Source organism: Flavobacterium sp. Arc2 (assembly GCF_041431385.1).
In the GTDB taxonomy this organism is placed as follows: domain Bacteria; phylum Bacteroidota; class Bacteroidia; order Flavobacteriales; family Flavobacteriaceae; genus Flavobacterium.
The window spans coordinates 67,327-86,932 of the sequence record NZ_JASMRH010000019.1 but is presented as its reverse complement, the minus strand read 5'-3'; the positions used below and the strand labels follow the sequence as shown (position 1 = coordinate 86,932).

The window sequence follows — 19,606 nt, the reverse complement described above, 5'->3', positions numbered from 1 at the left end:
GACTTAAATGTCCTTTCTTTTGAAAAAATTATCCTATCTTTTTTCCTGAGAGTTGCATTAATTAATTGAATCTAGTTTTATAAATCATTCTTTTTGTTGTAATCTTTAGTTATTGTTATTCGGTTCGTATTTTTTTCCGAATTAGAAGCGGAAATGATTTGAACAATTCCAATAACCATCATAAAAATTGAAACAACTTTAAATTGTGGTTTAAAAATTCGTTTTCCTTTTACAATGAATCCGATAATCAGATAGAAAAAGTATAAAATAATTATTCCGTTTATTATTGACCAAATTAAATGTATCATAGGTTTATTTTTAGCTTGTTGCCAGTGTTTGGCCGCTTTGAGATGGCTGCCAATTCGTAACATTTTATTTTTCTTTTATAATATAAATTTATTGCGAAACGTAAATATGAATTTACTAAAAAAATCGCAATCTTTCAAAACCGCTCTTACATACCACTTTTTATTCTATTTTTTCGTCGGTTTGTCAAAAGTCGGATATCCTTCTTTCCATTTTCTCTCTGTTGAAGTCCACATTAAATATGGTTCGTCAAAACCTTCCACATAAATTAGCTCAAAGTTGTCGTCATCTAATTTTCTATATTCTGGTTGTAAAAAGTCGATTTTGTCTTCAAAACCAAATTTTCGCAATGTTTTCCAATCGTTATTGTTAGGCAATCCGTTTTGTTTTTGATAGCTTTCAATGTTTTCTATTAACTGTTCTCCAAGTTTTATGTCCGAACTTCTATTAATTGTCAAAGGCAATTTCCACCATATAAAATAAACTCCAATGGTTAGTACAAAAAAGATCAATATGCCAAGGGTAATTTTTTTCATTCTCTCAAATAAATATTAGTTTTATTTCTTGAATCATTGGTGCGCTTCCTTTCCTAAAGCGGCATATAACGTTTTGCAGATTTGCGATGGGCGCGCTTTTTACCCCAAATGTTGATGCGGATCACAAAAATTTAGGCAACCACAAAATGGTCTGCGGAGCACGAAACACCGCCTATTACAAATGTGCTGTTATGTATAGTTAATTTCTTATTCATTGTCTTATTGTCCATCAGAACTTTGGAAAAAAACTTGCAATCCGGTCGTCCGTTCCAATTCGATTTTTAATCGTTGTTCTTCGACTTTGTCACTCGGAAAAGGTTCAATTGTCATGATGACTCCAGTCCCTTGTATTGATAACTTTTTAATGGAAGGAGAATTTACTGATAATTCACAGACTTTTCCCGCTTTTTCATAGATCGAATTATAGAATAAAATTCCTGAATTAAACTTTTGGTAATTTAACGATAGTGGTAAAATAATGATTGTGCCAAGAATGACTGTCGCAATTGTGCCTTTAAAAAGCCATTTTCGACTTTTACTGTTTTTTAATCCCAATATAAAGAAGACCAAAATTGATGCAAATGTTATTCCTATGAGATTGGTAACAAACAATAAAATACTTCCATATGCTAAAATAAAATGCCCCTGTTCAAGCATCATACCGCACGTGCAAAGTGGAGGTACTAACGCTACTGCTATTGCAACACCTGATAATATTGTGGAAAATTCACTTCTGTAATACCCCCAAGAACCCGCTGTACCTGCCAATATCGCTATTCCAATATCTCTTAAATCAGGTGAAGTCCTAATTAACATTTCTTTATTGGGAGTTATATCGGGCAATGTCAGACTTATGATATAAGCTATTAGGATAGAACTAATCATTCCAAGAATAATTACTCCTAACATTCTAAAGGATTGAATTCTCCAACCTAATGCAATAGCACCGCCAAGTGCTACAATTGGCTGCCCCAATGGAGCAACAATCATTGCACCGATTATGGTTGCTGATGAGTTTTCAGAAAGTCCTAAAGACCCAATGCCTATACTTAAAATTAGCATTAGCGCAAATGAAATTTGCCAGTCTTTCTTGTAATGAAAAAAAAGTTTATTGAAAACAGCGTTTCTTTCTTCAAAAGGAATGTCTTGAGAAAAGAAATTATTCTCGATATATATGTCCTTTTCGTTCGGGTCTATTTGCACGTTGTGTTGATTTAATTATGCATAAGGTTCTCGGCTTAGCGATGTGGCGAATTTTTAGCACAAAATTTCAATGGAATTCTGAATGTTGAACCTTGCACAAATATTTAATAGAAGCACTTCAGCCGCCATATTGCCAAACCGATCTTATGCGTAGTACTTATTTGTCGGTGTATTTTTATAGTGTTACCAATTGTCCGTCAGTTGGGATGATTAATCGATTTTCGTCAATTCCGTGTTCGGTCGCTTTTTGCCGTAATGAATTTCTCGTAACTCTGCAATGGTCTAAACTTTCCAAATGAACGGCGATAACTTTTGCGTTTTTCGCAGACTGTGCAAGTAAAATAGTTTGTTCCTCGTTCATTAAAATTGGATTGTTTTCAAATCCTGGAATGATTGCTCCGCCTGAATTTGTCACAATTATTTCTGGTTTAAAAGTTGTGATTGCATTTTCTACTTCTTCCAACCAAATGCTGTCACCAACAATATATAAAGTCGGTTCGTTTTCGGCTTGCAACACGAATCCTGAAACCTCTCCCATATGTGCCAATATTTCGCCACTTCCGTGTTTTCCGCCTGTTCTTGTGAGGGTAATATTTTCAAAGGTTGTTTTTGTTTCTACCACTTCTGCGTTTACAAAGTTTGCTTTTTCCATAAATTCTTTGTCGGTAGGTTGACAAAATAATTTAATGTCTTTTGGAAGTTTTTCGCTTGCTAAAGTGTCAAAATGGTCGGAATGCGTGTGTGTAACAATTACAAAATCCACATCATTTAAAATATTGTCGATTGAAACTGTTAAATCAACGGTTGGGTTTCTTGCTATTCCCGCAAAAGGGTCGAAGGTGTTTTTTGGGGAAAACATAGGGTCAACTAAAATAGTTTTGCCAGCAAACTTGATTTTGATTGTTGCGTTACGGATGAGTTGTAAGTCCATTTATTTTGATTTTAATTTATTTTCTGTTTGTTTGATCGGTTCGCATAGCATTAAGCACCACATTCTCACGCTTTGCCGTGTTCGGGAGTTTTGAAAACGAGTATTTTTGGCTAAACGAAAATACGAATAAAAACGGAAATTCCACTAAATTCCGCAATAGCCACAAACGTGTGCTACCTGCATTGTATTTATGTGGGTGTATTAAGATTATCGTCAACTGTTAACCTAAATTCAATTGTAGAATTCAAGTCTACTCTTTTGCATTTGTTATCGCTTGAAAGTTCAACAAATTGTAATATCATACTTTGCCATGCAATTTGGTTTTCACTACTAGGATGTACATGTATTTTATCTGAGAAATCTTCTTTATTATTTAAAATTATTGGATTCTAATCTCACCTAAAATCAACTTTTGAGGCTATATAAAAAGCAGTTTCTCTAGAAATTTCCATAAAATCTAATTCACCATAAGTATTGTGCTTAATATTAACAGTATTTCTGAGAAAGCGAACCAATCCATCTTTACTTCTTTCAAACATTGAGCCGACATAAATTACACATTGTCTTCTCTCATCAGTAAGTTTACCATGTTTTAAAGAGTCTGCTAAGTCTGAAAATATTTTATATGCATCAGATTCCGCAAGTAAATTTTTCGGTTTTAAATTATGAGTGTTTTCTGGAAAATATTTGAGAGTAACAGCGAGTGAGGTTGCTCTGTTTGTAAAATCTGAAATGGATGTATTAATAGAAAAAGGAAAACTTAATTCTCTATTTAAAGTTTCCCAAGGTTTAATAATATCATTTATAAATTTTATTTTATCTTCAGTCATTTAGATGATTTTTATTGACTCTGAGGCTACATTGTAGGCAACTTGTATATACCAGCTACAAAATAGCGCCTATACACCTATAATCGGCTAGATTGTCCCTACTTGAATCCATATTATACACTCTCAAATATATAACTCATTCTTTACAAAACTTACAACGACATTATAGAAACAAAAACGGTCTCCATAGCCCTGATGGAAATGATAATCCCGAACCCTTGCGGAGCATGAAGCTAAAGGGCGAAGATTGTAATGTACAGCAGGACTAGAAGTTGTTTTGAAAACAAATCCTTCTGCTTCAAAAAACACAATCCCATAAAAAAAGGAAACTCTACTGCTGTCGAATTCCCTTTTTTAACTCTTATTTATTCCTATTTGTTCGGCTGACGAGTCATTCTCAAATAAGGCTTTATTTGCTGATATCCTTTTGGAAACTTCGCAGGCATATCATGGTCTGGAATTGAAGTAGAAATCAATACATCAGCACCATCTTTCCGGTTTGTCTTTCATCATTTGAATCATCGCATTAAACATCTCGCTACTTATTCAATTCCATTTGGGAGAGTTTTTGCCCACCTTTAATTCCAAAGTCCAATGTTCTAATTGGAAAAGGAATAGTAATATCTTGTTCATCAAATGCTTTCTTAATCGCTTTCATGGCTTTGCTTCTCATCGTGAAGTAGCTGGGTTCTCCAGGATATTCTATCCAAAATCGAATATTAAAATTGATGGAACTAGAGTCAAATTCAGAATAGTCAAAAATCATCAAATCTTTATCTATCACTCCGTCCAAGTTTTTTATTGTGCTCAATACAACATCTTCAACTTTATCAAGATCATCTGCGTAAGAAACTCCAACGGCTATATCAATCCGCCTTTTTTCTAAGACAGAAAAATTGTAAAAGGCATGCTGTAAAAAGTCTTTATTTGGAATGTAAACTTCTTGGCCCTGAAAAGTCTCAATAGCTGTATCGCGCAAGCCAGTTCGGGTTACTTGACCCATTATATCATTTACTTCTATGATTTCCCCAATTTTAAAAGGTCTATTAAAGGCTAGGATAATACCCGAAACAAAATTAGCAGCGATATCCTGAAAAGCAAAACCCAATGCCAAACCTATCACACCAATTCCTGCTAATATTGAGGTTAAAGCCTTATCTAGCCCAAGAACGCCAAGCATAATAAAAAGCCCAATACTCAGGATTGCGCCATAAACTATAGTGGAAAATAAATGGCCCAATGCTTCGTTATTTGATGCTTTGTAGAAAAGTTTTCTAAACAATTTACTTCCAAGCTTGGCAAGCACAAGAAAGATGATCAATAACAACAAGGTCACTGCCATATTGGGAAGCATGTTGATGAAGGTATCAAGCCAGTTTTCTAACTTTTGTACTACCGTTTGTACTGGTTCCGCTACTTGCTCTTGTATGTCTTGTGTCATTGTGCTATTATAAATTGACTTTTATTTAATGGGCAGCAATTTTATGAATTAATGCTGAGCCTACCATTCCTCTGCGTCCTGTCACAATTATTACTCCAGCATCTTTCAAAACATTATAAGGAGATTAATTACATAACATTTTACTCCAAATCTCTGTGATGAAAAGTATTGTTAAACTCTTCACGATCATAAAATCCATCAACACTATTCGAACTGTGAATCGTGTTATCTCCGCTATAGTGGCGAAGTAAATTTAATTCGTATTCAAAATCTATAACATCTCCCTTTTTGAACCGTTTAGCTTTAACAAAAGTCGAACTATCAATTTGATTGGTATTTACAAGTTTGTTCTTCTCATCAATAATTACCATTCCGATAGGAATAATCAGGTGATTTTCCCCTTCCTTGTTTAAAAACTCATGAACACCGGTGTTTACACGATTTTGATACGTTTTATGCCCATCCTCAATCAAGGTTGTATCTACTTCAACATCAAGGTAAACCACTCGTTCTGCAGTTTTATTCACCAGCAAATGATCGACTTTCCCAATGATGCGGTTATTTGCATCTTTCACATCCCAACCCCGTACATCGTTATAATTTTCGCTTACTTTGTAACCTGATAATTCATCCAGATTAAAAAGATTTTTATTTGTATCTGTCATTATTTTAATTTTTAAAGATTAACTAATTCATTTTTTGAAGAAGGTCAGAAGCCTTTGCAAAGTAATTCTTGATTGCATCTTTTTGTTCAAGCGCAAGTACTCCCCGTTTTATTGATTCTGACGCACTTCTTAATGCTGTAACTTCATCTGCCAAACCTGGATATTTTGCCTTTTGGATGTTTTGCAATATATTGGTTAAAATATCATCCGCCTCTCTAATATTATCCGCATGTGTTGTTTCAAAAGGGTCTTTTTCAATCATTTTTGCATATTCCCTTACCTTTTCTAAATCTGTCTGTACTTCATACCCAACCTCAGTGGCCATAGCATCAGTAGCCTCAATTAATTTTAATAGCGCTTCATTTGTATATTCATGATCCAGACTCATTTTTTCTTTACTGTTTTCCACAAAATTTACATAAGCCACAACGGTGCCATTATTTTCTTTTACCCCTAAAAGGTCAGATTCGTTTGTATTAGTGCTGTTATCCCCTTCAGTTACTGCCTCTGTTTCAGTTACTGCCTCTGTATTTTCGCCATTATCACGAAATACCAGAAAATATAAAAGGAATGCAATGATGACAAGGCCAACTAACAACCACGGCCAAATCTGTTTTTTCTGTTCAATTTTAATTTCTGCCATAATAATTTTTTTTAAGTGTTAAAATATTTATTTGAAAAAATTAATTTTTCAGCAGTGAATGACTGAAAGAATAAAGTTAATGAAATTTAATCTAAAAATATGTTAAGGAATTTTCATAAAGTATTATTTGATTCCGATCTTTTAGATTCTCAAAAATTTAAATATCTTGAATATAGAACAATATTCATTATTTGATCTTAAGGTCTAGCAATAATAGAAACATGTCAGGGAAAGAGTTTAAGCTAAGTTTTTTACGCTGTAAAAAGCATCGCACCTACCTTCGATAACATTTTCTTTTTCAGCTATCGTCAGAAAGAATACAAAGGAGATATATTAAATATAGAATTTTTAGATTACCTGAAATGGAACCTTTCAGGTAATCGACATTTAATTATAGTGTTCAATTGCCTTGAATGAGTTTAACAACTATTGCGATAACTGCAATAACAAGCAATAAATGTATAAACCAACCGACTTGAAAAGCAAAAAATCCGATTGCCCAGCCAATAATTAAAATTACCGCTACGATGTAAAGTAAATTTCTCATGATTGTTTTTTTTAAGTTATTAGTATTATTAGTGTTTTGATAGTATTGTGACCGTTTGAATTTGTAATACGAAGTTATGTTTTAACACGCTATATTGTGTTACATAATATCATGAATTAGTTACATCATTCACACATTAATCACCTGAATAGTAGTATTTTATAAAAAAGTTTTCTGTTTTTCCCTCCATCGAGAGAAGAATTGTTCAGTGCCATCGCTCTCTTTTATATTTTCTCAGCCAATGATCATTGCAATTTGTTTGAGCTTATTAAACTCTTCACAAACAACCTTTAACAAGGCGGTAAAGGGGAAAAACAGAACCATACGGGCCAGTCCTCAAACAGCAGTACCAATAAACAAACTCACGATAGCGGTTAAAGCATTGATTTTTAAACTGCCCGCAACAATGCGAGGAGTTAGAAAATTATCAGAAAGCAATTGAACAATCTAATCGTACTATCAACAGGCTGAATCTGAAATGAATAATTAGCATTATGTCTCTCCTAATTTTTGCATTTTATTATAACAAATTTTAAAAATATCTATCGAATCCAATACAATCAATTTCTTATTACTATTAAAATCCGGTACATGGAAAACGCTTTTTATGGACGAAAGTGAAGTTTTTAATAACGCCTCTCGCATTTGCGCAGTAGCGGAAATAGGAACAGAGTTCGCTCTGTTAACTTACAACTTTCTTGGTTTGGAAAAACCTTCAATTAACTTAAAACTAGTTCTTGCGTAAATGCGATGTTGTGGTACGTAATGTTTGTCGCGTTACCATTTCATTACGGCGCAACCTTCGCTACTTTTTACTGCAGTCCAATGCGCTGAAGTTTTCGATTTGCTTCACAACGGCATTAATATAATGAGGTTAAATAGAACTTTGTCTCGGAAAAACAAAAACGAATTTTATAATTTAATAGTTAAGAGATATAGTCATTTGCAGATGTCCTCCATCGTATGAAAATTCAGCATCAGAAAACGAAGGAGCACTCATTGTGACTACTGCACCACTAGAAAAACCATAACCTTCTGTCGGTATCCCAAATAGATTAGTGTCAAGTTCGCCGTTGCGGTTTTCATCATGGATCACCACAATAGCATATTTTCCCGCTTTAATATCTGAAAACTCAAAACTCGCATCTTTTCCTCCTATTTGTGTTAACATGATGTTTGATGCGAATTTCATGAATTTATTAGGAAAACCTTCCTCGGATTCAAAAATCGCACAGGCGATAACCCCACTATTGTTACTTATATTTTGGATTTTGACATTAATGGAAGGGCATTCTATCTGAGCAAAACCGCTTGACGGCAGCAATACTAAACTTATGGCCAGCCAAAAAAGCAGTTGTGAAGATTTTCGGCCAATGCTGACCTTTTTAGAATGTCTAGTATTGCGAAAAAAAAGCTTGTAAAGAATAGTAGTCACCATTTTGCATATTATTTAGTAAATTCTAAGTTAATCATTTTTGCGTTACAATACAACTTAGAGAGAACAAAATAAGACTGTTAGCTTGAAATAGCCGAGTCAATAGAAATATCATTGTGTATTTTTACCATCTTTGAAATAGAATTCTAATTCGTGCAAGATACGCGGGTTCATTTTGTAAATGCACCACAACGTTCCCTTGCTACAAGTGATTTGGGGTTAAATAAATTTTTATTTTTCGGTTGTCTCAAAACTCTCAAATATAAAACCATTTTCAAATTAAGCCAATTGCCCAAATCAATTGTAGCAAGCATTTTTATTAATAATGATTTTCTATGCTACTTTTCAAATCAAATTTGTTGCTTTGGAATAATGATTGGTAATATTTCATATAAATAAACTCTTCATTATTTTTTAAATCATTTATAAGTAATGTTTTATAATAGTTTTTTATATAGTACAAACACGAAAAAATCAAGAATTGATTGAAGACAATATTTTGAGGTAATAATTTTTTTTCGATTATCGTAAAGGATTTAATTGTATATCCCAAATCTTTCAATTTCTTTCTCAAAGTTTCTAAAGGCAAATTTCTACAAAGAACACGATTACATCCCTTTTTTGATATAATTCCTGCACCTACTGAAAATAAGCAAAATTATAAATATATCAAATATTTCAAAAGTATTTTCCATTATGAATTTCGGTTTCTTAAAATGACGCACAACTAGTAAATTGTCGCTATTTTACAACGTAATATCCTATATAAAATATAGAACTAATTCTTTACAAACCTTGTAACGGGATTATAGAAACAAAAACGTTCTCAATAGCCCTGATGGAAATGAAAATCCCGAGCCTTTGCGGAGCATGAAGCTAAAGGGCGAGGATTGTAATGTACAGCAGGACTAGAAGCTGTTTTTAAAACAACTCCTTCTGCTCCAAAAAATAAAATCCCATAAAAAAAGGAAACTCAACTGCTGCCGAATTTCCTTTTTTAACTCTTATTTATTCCTATTTGTTAGGCTGAGGAGTCATTCTCAAATAAGGTTTTATTTGCTGATATCCTTTTGGAAACTTCGCAGGTATATCATGATCTGGAATAGAAGTAGAAATCACTACATCATCACCATCTTTCCAGTTTGCCGGAGTTGCCACTTTATAATCTGCCGTTAATTGCAAACTGTCAATAACACGAAGGATTTCGTCAAAATTCCTTCCCGTCGATGCTGGATAAGTAAGTATCAATTTTATCTTTTTATCTGGCCCGATTATAAAAACAGAACGAACAGTTAAAGTTTCATTTGCATTGGGGTGAATCATATCGTAGAGGTTAGCAACAGTTTTGCTTTCGTCTGCAATAATTGGGTACTGCAAAGTAACATTTTGAACTTCTTCAATGTCTTTTATCCACTCCAAGTGCGACTCCAGTCCATCAACACTTAGCGCAATCACTTTTGTATTGCGTTTAACAAATTCAGGGTAGTAATTTGCAACCGCTCCCAACTCTGTAGTGCAAACAGGAGTAAAATCAGCAGGATGCGAAAATAAAACACCCCAAGAATCTCCTAACCATTCGTGAAATTTAATTTCACCCATTGTTGTTTCTGCTTCAAAATCTGGAGCTATATCTCCTAATCGCAATGTTGCCATGACTTTTTTGTTTTTAAATTCATCTAAAATTAATCAAAAAATCACGAAATGAACAACGAATATTCATAAATAAAACCAAATTTAACTGCGAATAACTTTCTTTTAATGTGAGTAAAAACGAAGTGGAAATACGAAAATTGTCAGAAATACTAAACCATCAACAATTCCTATAACTATTGCTACTATTCTGGTTCAAAACAAATTAACGTTTTATTGAACTAGTGCAGGATTGTCTGTTTTTCAATCCGTATTTAAAATCATATCGTTATAGAAAAAATCAAATAAAACGAAGTACAAAGTACCAAAAGGCTAAAGTGATAAAGGATATAGGGATACCAAAACCAATCATCATGCTGCTTAAACGAGGTTTTAAACCATGAGTCGTTGCTAATATACTGGCAGTAATCATGGGTGCCATTGCCGACTCCATGATGGCCACTTCAATCATTTTAGAGTTTTGATTCAAAATCACAACGTACAACACATAGATTATGGCGGGAGTCAATATCAGTTTATACAAAAGTCCAAGTCCTAAAAACTGCCAATGCTGGCTTCTACTTTCAAAACGCAGCTGCAGCCCTACAGAAACCAATGCTAATGGCGTAACCCCACTACCTACCTTCTGGAGAATATACTGTATCCATTCATGGAAATCAAAATTTAATATGTTCATCACACAAGCTACAATAAAGGTAATAAACGGAGGAAAGAACATGATTTTTTTAAAAATCTGAATACCATTTGGCTCCCCTTTTGAATACATTGTGGCTACCAAAATTCCTAAAGTAGAAAGTACCACAAAAGTTCCAGGTTGATCCACTAATATCGCTGTTTTCATGCCTTCCTGACCATATAGCGCTTCAATAATAGGGAATCCAAGGAAAGAGGTGTTCCCCAGACCTGCAGTTAAGATTAAGCATCCCGTAAGTTTTTTAGACCAACCATATTTTTTTCCTAGAAAACGAAATAGTAAAAACGAACCTGCAAATCCAATCCATGCTACGCCAATAGGAAACAGTAACTGATTATTCCAATGAATTTTTGGAATGAAATACAAGGCCAAAGCGGGAAGGCAAATATAAATTACAACCTTATTTAGTAACTTATAACTGTTAGTAGGAAACCTTTTTATACGTTGCAGGACAATCCCAAGGACTAAATAAAAAAAGATAAGAATGAAGTTAGTCATGTTGTCGTAAATATAGCAGCTAATTTACTACTATCACTTCGTATAATTCAAAATTTTTAGTATTGAAATAAACTATTTTTCAACAACACGGTTTCACAACTAATTCGCTTGAAAAAGCAGAATAAGTTCTAATAATCCATGTTTAAATGCTAATTTTACTAAAATGATTTTAAGCTTTGGAAAACGACAAAATAAAACAGACTGCCCTTAATGAGAAAGCCGGAATTTCACCACCTGAAATTTTTAGCCCATCTGTTGTGAAAAATATTCAGAAATTCAGAAAAGTTCAGCCTTCCTCGGATGAACTAGTAAAGGGAATTTTGTCAGGTAATATAACAGCATTAAGTCGGGCGATTACTTTAATAGAAAGTACAAATCCTGATCATTTGGCTAAAGCCAATGCTGTTATTAAGGCTTGTTTGCCGCATGCCAATAAATCAGTTCGAATAGGAATAACTGGTGTTCCCGGTGTAGGTAAAAGCACTTTCATTGAAGCATTTGGAAAACATTTAACTGGATTAGGAAAAAAAGTAGCTGTTCTTGCTGTCGATCCTAGCAGTACAATTTCTCATGGAAGTATTCTGGGTGATAAAACCCGCATGGAGGAATTGGTCAAGGACAAAAACGCCTATATTCGCCCTTCTGCTTCTGGAGATACATTAGGTGGCGTAGCTAGAAAAACACGCGAAACAATTACACTTTGTGAGGCTTGCGGCTTTGATACCATCATCATTGAGACGGTAGGTGTTGGACAAAGCGAAACCGCGGTACATAGTATGGTGGATTTCTTTTTGTTGTTGAAGATTGCCGGAGCCGGTGATGAATTGCAAGGCATCAAACGAGGTATTATGGAAATGGCAGATGCGATTGTCATCAATAAAGCAGACGGTGATAACATTAGAAAAGCAAAACTAGCGAAAACTGAGTTTAACAGAGCATTGCATTTGTTTCCTGCAAAAAGATCTGGCTGGATTCCCACAACCGCAACCTGTAGTGCGATTACTCAAGATGGAATCCCTGACGTTTGGGAAACGATTTCTAAATTTGTCGAACTCACAAAAGGCAACGATTATTTTAATGTAAAACGTTCAGAGCAAAATGAATATTGGATGCTCGAAACCATAAATGAACAACTAAAACTTAATTTTTATAATAATACCGAAATTCAAAAATTATTAGATTCAACGAAAAAAGCGGTGCAAAATGGTGAAATATCACCTTTTGCAGCCGCTCAAATATTATTAGAAACGTATTATAAACGATAAACCTATTTGATATTTCAGCCAGGTTTATGGTAAAAAAAATATTAACCGTTATCTTTCTCGTAACGTTCCATTTCTCTATCATAAAATTCGTTAGCCAAAACTATAAGTCCTTCCATTTCGGCATTCAATTCTCCTTCATCAAGATCTTCCGCTTCTTCAATAAATTCTACCTCATCATCTTTAAGATTGATAATAAATCTTGGATAATCTAAGTGAACGATAAAAATATCTTCTTGAAAATCAGTGTTGTCGCCTAGTAAAAATTTTGGTAATTCCATTTATAAATATTAAATCATTAATTGCTAAATTCATTGCAACGACTAAATTAATAATCGTTGCAACAAATATAATCTATTTATCAGAAAGAATTATTGAAGAACTTCCTTTATCACCCATAAAAATAATTTTAGTGTTTGGCGATGCAGCTAGTTCTTTTTGAGCTTTTATAGATTCATATTGCAGTTGTTTAGCTGTTAAACCAGTAGAAATAATTCTTTGGTAATCAGCAATACCTTGCGCTTCCACTCTTTTACGTTCTGCTTCTTGTTTTTCTTTTTGAAGTACAAACGTCATTTTCTGCGCATCTTGTTCTGCATTAATTTTACTTTCAATAGATGCTTTTACTGAAGTGGGAAGATTGATATTTCTAATCAGTAATTGCTCCAAAATAAGCCCTCTTGATTTAAAATCAGCTTCAATAGTTTTAAAAATACGGTCTTGAAATTCATTCCTTTTAGTAGAGTATAAAGCTACGGCATCATAATAAACTGCGTTGTCACGGATACGTGTTCTAGTAACTGGTCGTACAATTTTATCCATATAACTAACTCCTATTTCTTTAAAAATTGTTGGAGCATCAACACCAGATACGCGGTATAAAACCGTTAAATCAATAACTACTTCAAGTCCGTCGTTTGACAATACACGAATCGCGTCATCGCCCTCTTGACTTCCTTCAGCTTGAGTAGAAGACATGGTGTAGTTTTGTGTTTGGATGTCAAAAACAGTCACATCCAAAAGTGGATTTATAACATTCAGACCACTTTCAAGAATACCCGGCTCCACATTCCCATACAAGGATTTAACCCCCACGGTACCAGCATCAATTTGCTTAAATGCAGAAGAGAAAATTCCCACTAGAATTAATAAAACCCCAATGATTTTAAAAAGAGTGGAAAATTTTGACAACGGATTTTGATCTTTTTTCAAAGTAAAGCTCGTAACCACTAAGATTATGCCTAGAATAATAATTATTATCATGTTTTTTAATTTAGAATGTTTATTGGTCAAATAAGAGCAATAAACGAATTAGAAGTTATAATGTTAGAATAACATTATAGATTAGATTTCTCTAAGATTAACATTTTTGTCAATCGAGAAAAGCGAAGATACAAAAATAAAGCCGCAAAAGATAATCCTGCCAGTAATCCAATCCAAATTCCAACAGCTTTTAAATCCGTATAGAGTCCTAAATAAATTGAAATTGGAAAACCAACAACCCAATAAGCCACAAAAGTGATGTACATTGGGACTTTTACATCTTGTAAACCTCTTAACGCACCTAAGAACACTACCTGGATCCCATCTGAGATTTGAAAAACTGCTGCAACTAATAACAATTGTGCCGCGATACCTACTACCTCAGTATTTACTGCTAAATCGTGTGCATTATTCATATCAACAAACAAAGCAGGCAATTGTGTATGGAACAGTACAAATATTAGTGCAAAAAAAGTTTCTACTACGATAACCAATAAAAATATAGAAAAGGCAACTAAACGCAATTGCTTGTAATCACCTAAACCTTTTTGATTCCCCACTCTAATTGAAGCCGCAACACTTAAACCCATGGCAAACATAAATGTAAAACTAGCCAAACTTAATGCAATTTGATTTGCTGCTTGATTCACTATCCCTAAAAGACCTGAAAGCCAAATTCCCCCAGTAAACAAACCCACTTCAAAAAACATTTGCATGGAAGAAGGCGCTCCTATATGAATAATTTTCATATTCATCTCTTTTTTAATGTTTTTCAGAGAAAACTTTTCGAAAAAAGGATGAAATCTTTCCTTTTTTTGCATCATATAATGCATATAACCTAGCATTACAAAACGCGAAGCTATAGTTCCTATCCCTGCACCAATAATTCCTAATTCTGGAAAAATCCAAATACCGTAAATAAACAAATAATTTAAGATAACATTTACCACGTTTCCTAAAATAGTTGCCCACATAGAATACTTAGTCTCGCTCATTCCATCGGCAAATTGTTTATATCCTTGAAAAATAATCAACGGAATCAAAGAAAAAGCCACTATATCTAAATAAGGTTTGGCTAGTTCAACCACATTATCTGGCTGTCCCATAAAACCTATTAATGGTTTCGAGAAAAAAATCAAACCAAAAAGGATCACTCCTAAAATGGTGCATAAATATAATCCATGATGAAAGACACTTCGCCCTTCTTCAATGTTTTTTCTTCCATCAGCTTGTGCGGCCAATGGCGTAATTGCAGTTGAAAAACCAATTCCTATTGACATGGCTACAAAAACAAAACTATTACCTAAAGAGACCGCTGCTAGTTCTGTTGGCCCTAGTTTTCCCACCATAATATTGTCTACTATGCCAACAATTGTATGTCCAAGCATTCCCAAAATTATTGGGTAGGCTAATCTTAAATTATACGAAAACTCTTTTGTGTAGATAGCTAAATTCAATTTCTCTTTTTTGATGGCAAATATAATTAGAACCATTTTAATGTTCTTGCAATATTCAATTAATATACACTACTATTTTATGGTGTTTTTTTGCATTGTCTAATATTATGTAACAAAATCAAATAATTCTATAACATTTCAGCCTATGTTCATATATACATTTGTCCCTGTCAAAAGGAGTGTAATTAAGCATCTCAAAAAAGACATATTATATAACCCAATTAATACGATTATGAAAGTTACAGGAAAAATTAAAATGTTATTTGTATTTGCAGTATCAATGATGTTTGCAAATAATGCACAAGCACAAGACACAGCAGTAAAAAATTACGATCAAGGTTTTAAATTAGGATTTGGTGTTAGTGGTGGATATGCTACTAAGGACCCATATAAATTAGCTTTGGGTGCAGATGCAAGATTACAATATGATTTAACAAAAAGATACTCTTTAACTTTAACTACTGGTTTTACAAATCTTTTTGTAAGTGAAGCTGATGCATTTCCAGGTGAAGCTACTGGAAAAGATTTAGGATTCATTCCAGCTAAAGTAGGTTTTAAAGCATTCGTTTGGAATGACGAATTTTATGTAATGGGAGAAGCTGGTGCTGCATTTGCAGTTACGAACGGTTTTGACCAAACTTCTTTAATCTTAGCGCCAAGTATTGGTTATGCATCTAAATACATTGACGTTTCATTACGTTACGAGCACTATTCTGATTTTAGAACAGTGAACAACAATGGAACTACAGGAAAAGGTGTTGGACAAATTGGTGTACGTTTAGCTTACGGCTTTGAACTATAATACAATTCTGAATTAGTAAAAAAAATGCTCTGAATTTCAGAGCATTTTTTTTGTTTTAGATTTTTATGAAAACTATTATTAATTACTATCGCGGTCAGAAAGCGTCTTCATAAAAGCAACAAGCTGTTTTTTCTCTAAGTCTGTTAAACTTAATTTATCTATTGGCAATGTCTGATTATCAAGATTAAAACCAAGTCCCTCTCCTCCTGCTTCGTTATAAAAATCAACTACTTCGTCTAGTGTTTTAAATACTCCGTTATGCATGTATGGCGCTGTCAATGTTATGTTTCTTAATGTTGGTGTTTTAAACGAGTATTTATGTATGCTTGCTTTTGTAACCCTATATTTACCTAAATCGCTATCTAACTTATTGTTTTTATCTGGCACGCCTAACACTTCACTTTCTGACCGATCAAAATGTGGTGGTACGGTTCCGTTAGTCAAAGGAATAAAATGGCAACTTGCACATTTACCCTTTCCGGCAAAAATATTAAAACCAGCCTTCTCATCAGGGGTAAATAAAAGTTCTCCACGCAGATAACCGTCAAACTTAGCATCATAATTACTCAGTGATCGTATGTAAGAACCTAAAGCATTTTTTATAGTAAAAGCATTAATTTCTTTATTGGGAAAAGCTTTTTTAAAGTACTTAACATACTCTTTATTTGTTTTAATTTTTACTGCAGACTCTTCCATATCCCCATGCATTTCTTCTTTATTTGTAATTACTGCTATGGCTTGGTCCTCAAGATAATTAACTTTTGAATCTGCAAAAAAAGTACGCTGAAAGGCGATATTTCTAAGGGTTGGAGTATTTCTTTTTACCACTGTTTTGCCGTCAAATGAAACTGCTTTTTCCATTCCGTCAGTAAATGCTTTATCAGCATGATGGCAAGAAGTACAAGACCTGCTGTTATCTCCTGATAAAATAGAATCATTAAACAACAATTCCCCTAAGGCTATTTTTTCTGGGGTTGTTTTATAATCAGGAAAACCTGAGAAAGCTTCAGGATCAAAAGCATTTTTATCAAACAGTGTTTGAGCAGTTGTTCGTAAACCTCTTACTTCTTTAAAAACAGGAATACCTAACTTCATCTGAGCCTGATACAAACTTCTACTTAATGGATTAGCAGTGTTCAAGATAAAGGAAGCACGGTCAAAACTGTCAAAATTTGTATTCTCCTTTAATGAATTGATGCCGCTATCTATCGTTTTTAAAACTAATGATACTTCTCCATTATTATGAGCATAAACCTTAAAATAACGCTGGATAGCTTGTAGAGCCGGAATAACTTCCGGAATAGAGTTTTTAGCAATAGGTGAGTCAAAACCAGTAATTCCTAAGGTCACAATTCTAAAAACTTCTAAACGCATTGCATCAAAAATATGCGCATCGGTTAATGTATTTGTATCTGCTATTTTTTGAATACGCTTTAAATTTGCAGTAAGAATTCCTATTTGTTTTAAAAGCTCTTCTTTTGATTGTCGCTCAAAAACAGGAAACACTAACTCTTCGATTACCTGAAACCCTTCTGGTGCAATCAGCTTCCCGTCATTTTCCTCAAATTCAGGAATTGCAGGCCCATTTACAGCCTTAGTAACTGACGGAAAATAATACTCGCTCAATAATTCAATAGTTTTATACTGCTCATGCGCTTTTAAAAATTGCTGCTGCAACTGCTGCTCACTTTCATTTGCAATTACTGCTGTTTGCAAGTTTTCAACTTCTTGTAGTACGTGCTGAATGTCTATTTTATACAAGTCTTTTATTTCTTGTGATTTTTCTTTTTTCTGACAAGAGAATAAAACAAATAATAGGAATAAGGGAAAATATTTTTTCATAATAATAAAACAACTAGAGATAATTTTGAAAGCCAAAAGCCCCAGTTCCAATTAAGAAACTGTAGGCTTTATAAATTTTAGTATATTAAGTAATTATCTGGCTAATCCTTTGATTAATACTATCTGGCTAGCTTGATTTTCATTAGGACGACCTGTTCCTCCATCAACTCCTTTGTATTTATCACCTGTCCAAGTATGTGGTTGAACACTTAATAAAAAGGTGTCATCGATTCCTAATTGCTCTGAAACATCTATTAATGCACCATATTCCCAATCTCCAAAACTTGAAGTACCACCTACATTATACTTTGCCGCATCAGCTGCAGTACGACGGTGATCCAATTCAAAAACTACTTTTAATTGTTTAGTAGCAATATTGTATTGGTAGATATAACCATCATGAGTTTCATCTCCATACCCATTAGCATCTTCTTGAACATATACATAGTTTTTAGTAACACATATATTATCTGGGTTTTGAAACTTACCCGCTATTCCTGTACGGTTATCTCCGTCAAGAACAACTTCTAACGTTCCTTTTAAAGGGTCTTTGGCATCTAAATTTAATTTGTAAACTCTTCCGTATTTAGTTCTGGAAGCATCAGCATTAGTCCCTGAAATATTTTGTCCTGTAACATTAAAATACAATTCGCGATCAGCATCCTTTCCTCCTTTGCGATAATCTAAGTCTTCAACTCTACCAAATTTTATGGCTTTCAATGTATTCACTGAAGCATTAATTTGCGCTCCTGTTAAAGTAGTGTGATTATCAATTTTCACAAATGAAACTCCATAACTTTGATTAGTAACCATATCTTTTTCTCTTTGGTTGTCATCATTTCTTTTCATCATGTATAATGATCCATTTGCTAGATCTCCAACAGTATTTGAAACATACATAAATAATTGACCTCCATAAGTTCCTGAATCGTCATCACCTATAACTACCACCGTTTTACCAGCAAATGCAGTTGCTCTTAGTGGCAAAGCGTTTTCAGCACTTAAACGTCCTAAACCAGCTAATTCTTTTGAGACACTATTTGTTCCTGCGTCAGCATAAGGATCTAGCCCATGCGTACGTGATTCTTGACCAGACTCTCCACAAGTTAAATACAATGGCCCAAAACCGTGTTCTGCAGGAGTTGCCATAGTGGCACCACACAATCTCCAGGTTCCCCCATTAGAATTCAATAAGTACTCCCCTTTTACAGGCTTGAAAGTTTTGTCAAGTGTAATTCTTGAAACTGAAAAGTTATCTTCGTTATTTACTAAAAAAGTAAAAGTCCCATCAGCATTTTTCAGTAAACCTGATCCATCAGCTGACCCTCCAAAAACGAAATTTGGACTCGCTGGTAAAACATCATCCGAAGTAATTAAAGAGAACAATTCTAAATTTTCAAATCCCGCTTGTTTTTTTAATAAAACTGGAGTTACGGATTGACTTGCTAATACAACGTCAGTTTTTGTAGCCGTTCCGTCATCATTACAAGATAATAATGACGTTAATAATAGTAATGGAAGAATAATTTTTTTCATTTGGTTGTTTTTTTGTTCGAAGCAAAGAAACAGCCCATACTTTAATAGGAAACCAACAAAACATT

General features: G+C 33.8%; 19 protein-coding genes. 2 read left to right on the top strand and 17 right to left on the bottom strand.

Annotated features, from left to right (window positions below; translation table 11 throughout):
• Positions 1-77: 77 nt before the first annotated feature.
• The 12 genes from QO182_RS13870 to QO182_RS13815 all read right to left on the bottom strand — a co-directional run bounded on the left by QO182_RS13870 (position 78) and on the right by QO182_RS13815 (position 11,379).
• Positions 78-308, bottom strand: a complete 231-nt coding sequence (locus QO182_RS13870) for a hypothetical protein (protein WP_371538907.1) — start codon at positions 306-308, stop codon at positions 78-80.
• A 165-nt stretch (positions 309-473) separates the two neighbouring features.
• A complete protein-coding gene (locus QO182_RS13865; protein WP_371538905.1) occupies positions 474-842 on the bottom strand; it encodes a hypothetical protein in 369 nt (122 codons plus the stop codon).
• Between the two features lie 219 nt (positions 843-1,061).
• Positions 1,062-2,045 (bottom strand): DUF389 domain-containing protein, encoded by a 984-nt coding sequence (locus tag QO182_RS13860; RefSeq protein WP_371538901.1) that lies wholly within the window; start codon positions 2,043-2,045, stop codon positions 1,062-1,064.
• Between the two features lie 175 nt (positions 2,046-2,220).
• On the bottom strand, positions 2,221-2,976 hold the full coding sequence (locus tag QO182_RS13855; protein WP_371538899.1) for an MBL fold metallo-hydrolase: 756 nt from the start codon (positions 2,974-2,976) through the stop codon (positions 2,221-2,223).
• A gap of 395 nt (positions 2,977-3,371) precedes the next feature.
• Positions 3,372-3,806 carry a hypothetical protein gene (locus QO182_RS13850; RefSeq protein WP_371538896.1) on the bottom strand — a complete coding sequence of 145 codons (435 nt, stop codon included), beginning with the start codon at positions 3,804-3,806 and terminating at the stop codon, positions 3,372-3,374.
• A gap of 538 nt (positions 3,807-4,344) precedes the next feature.
• Positions 4,345-5,247, bottom strand: coding sequence for a mechanosensitive ion channel family protein (locus tag QO182_RS13845; protein ID WP_371538894.1), 903 nt, complete (start codon positions 5,245-5,247; stop codon positions 4,345-4,347).
• A gap of 140 nt (positions 5,248-5,387) precedes the next feature.
• Positions 5,388-5,912, bottom strand: a complete 525-nt coding sequence (locus tag QO182_RS13840) for a PRC-barrel domain-containing protein (RefSeq protein ID WP_371562226.1) — start codon at positions 5,910-5,912, stop codon at positions 5,388-5,390.
• Positions 5,913-5,934: 22 nt separating this feature from the next.
• Entirely contained in the window at positions 5,935-6,555 is a 621-nt protein-coding gene (locus tag QO182_RS13835) for a hypothetical protein (RefSeq protein WP_371538888.1), read from the bottom strand.
• Between the two features lie 400 nt (positions 6,556-6,955).
• Positions 6,956-7,102: a lmo0937 family membrane protein gene (locus QO182_RS13830; protein ID WP_371538887.1), complete on the bottom strand. Its 147-nt coding sequence runs from the start codon at positions 7,100-7,102 to the stop codon at positions 6,956-6,958.
• 919 nt (positions 7,103-8,021) lie between these two features.
• Positions 8,022-8,540: a DUF2141 domain-containing protein gene (locus QO182_RS13825; protein ID WP_371538885.1), complete on the bottom strand. Its 519-nt coding sequence runs from the start codon at positions 8,538-8,540 to the stop codon at positions 8,022-8,024.
• Between the two features lie 1,011 nt (positions 8,541-9,551).
• A complete protein-coding gene (locus tag QO182_RS13820) occupies positions 9,552-10,190 on the bottom strand; it encodes a peroxiredoxin (protein ID WP_371562224.1) in 639 nt (212 codons plus the stop codon).
• Positions 10,191-10,467: 277 nt separating this feature from the next.
• Positions 10,468-11,379: an AEC family transporter gene (locus QO182_RS13815; RefSeq protein WP_371562222.1), complete on the bottom strand. Its 912-nt coding sequence runs from the start codon at positions 11,377-11,379 to the stop codon at positions 10,468-10,470.
• 176 nt (positions 11,380-11,555) lie between these two features.
• Here QO182_RS13815 and meaB point away from each other — a divergent pair, with 176 nt between their 5' ends.
• Positions 11,556-12,644 (top strand): methylmalonyl Co-A mutase-associated GTPase MeaB, encoded by a 1,089-nt coding sequence (gene meaB, locus QO182_RS13810; RefSeq protein ID WP_371538879.1) that lies wholly within the window; start codon positions 11,556-11,558, stop codon positions 12,642-12,644.
• A 41-nt stretch (positions 12,645-12,685) separates the two neighbouring features.
• On the opposite strand, the gene QO182_RS13805 is transcribed toward meaB, so the two are convergent.
• The 3 genes from QO182_RS13805 to QO182_RS13795 all read right to left on the bottom strand — a co-directional run bounded on the left by QO182_RS13805 (position 12,686) and on the right by QO182_RS13795 (position 15,361).
• Positions 12,686-12,922: a hypothetical protein gene (locus tag QO182_RS13805; protein ID WP_371538877.1), complete on the bottom strand. Its 237-nt coding sequence runs from the start codon at positions 12,920-12,922 to the stop codon at positions 12,686-12,688.
• Positions 12,923-12,995: 73 nt separating this feature from the next.
• On the bottom strand, positions 12,996-13,904 hold the full coding sequence (locus QO182_RS13800) for a prohibitin family protein (RefSeq protein WP_371538875.1): 909 nt from the start codon (positions 13,902-13,904) through the stop codon (positions 12,996-12,998).
• Between the two features lie 74 nt (positions 13,905-13,978).
• Positions 13,979-15,361, bottom strand: a complete 1,383-nt coding sequence (locus tag QO182_RS13795) for an MATE family efflux transporter (protein ID WP_371562228.1) — start codon at positions 15,359-15,361, stop codon at positions 13,979-13,981.
• Between the two features lie 232 nt (positions 15,362-15,593).
• Here QO182_RS13795 and QO182_RS13790 point away from each other — a divergent pair, with 232 nt between their 5' ends.
• Complete coding sequence (locus QO182_RS13790; protein ID WP_371538873.1) at positions 15,594-16,163, top strand: hypothetical protein; 570 nt, start codon at positions 15,594-15,596, stop codon at positions 16,161-16,163.
• 78 nt (positions 16,164-16,241) lie between these two features.
• Here QO182_RS13790 and QO182_RS13785 read toward each other — a convergent pair whose 3' ends face one another.
• Together QO182_RS13785 and QO182_RS13780 are read right to left on the bottom strand one after the other, a co-directional pair.
• Positions 16,242-18,005 carry a cytochrome-c peroxidase gene (locus tag QO182_RS13785; protein ID WP_371562220.1) on the bottom strand — a complete coding sequence of 588 codons (1,764 nt, stop codon included), beginning with the start codon at positions 18,003-18,005 and terminating at the stop codon, positions 16,242-16,244.
• Between the two features lie 93 nt (positions 18,006-18,098).
• Positions 18,099-19,541 (bottom strand): hypothetical protein, encoded by a 1,443-nt coding sequence (locus QO182_RS13780; protein ID WP_371562218.1) that lies wholly within the window; start codon positions 19,539-19,541, stop codon positions 18,099-18,101.
• Between the last annotated feature and the right edge of the window lie 65 nt (positions 19,542-19,606).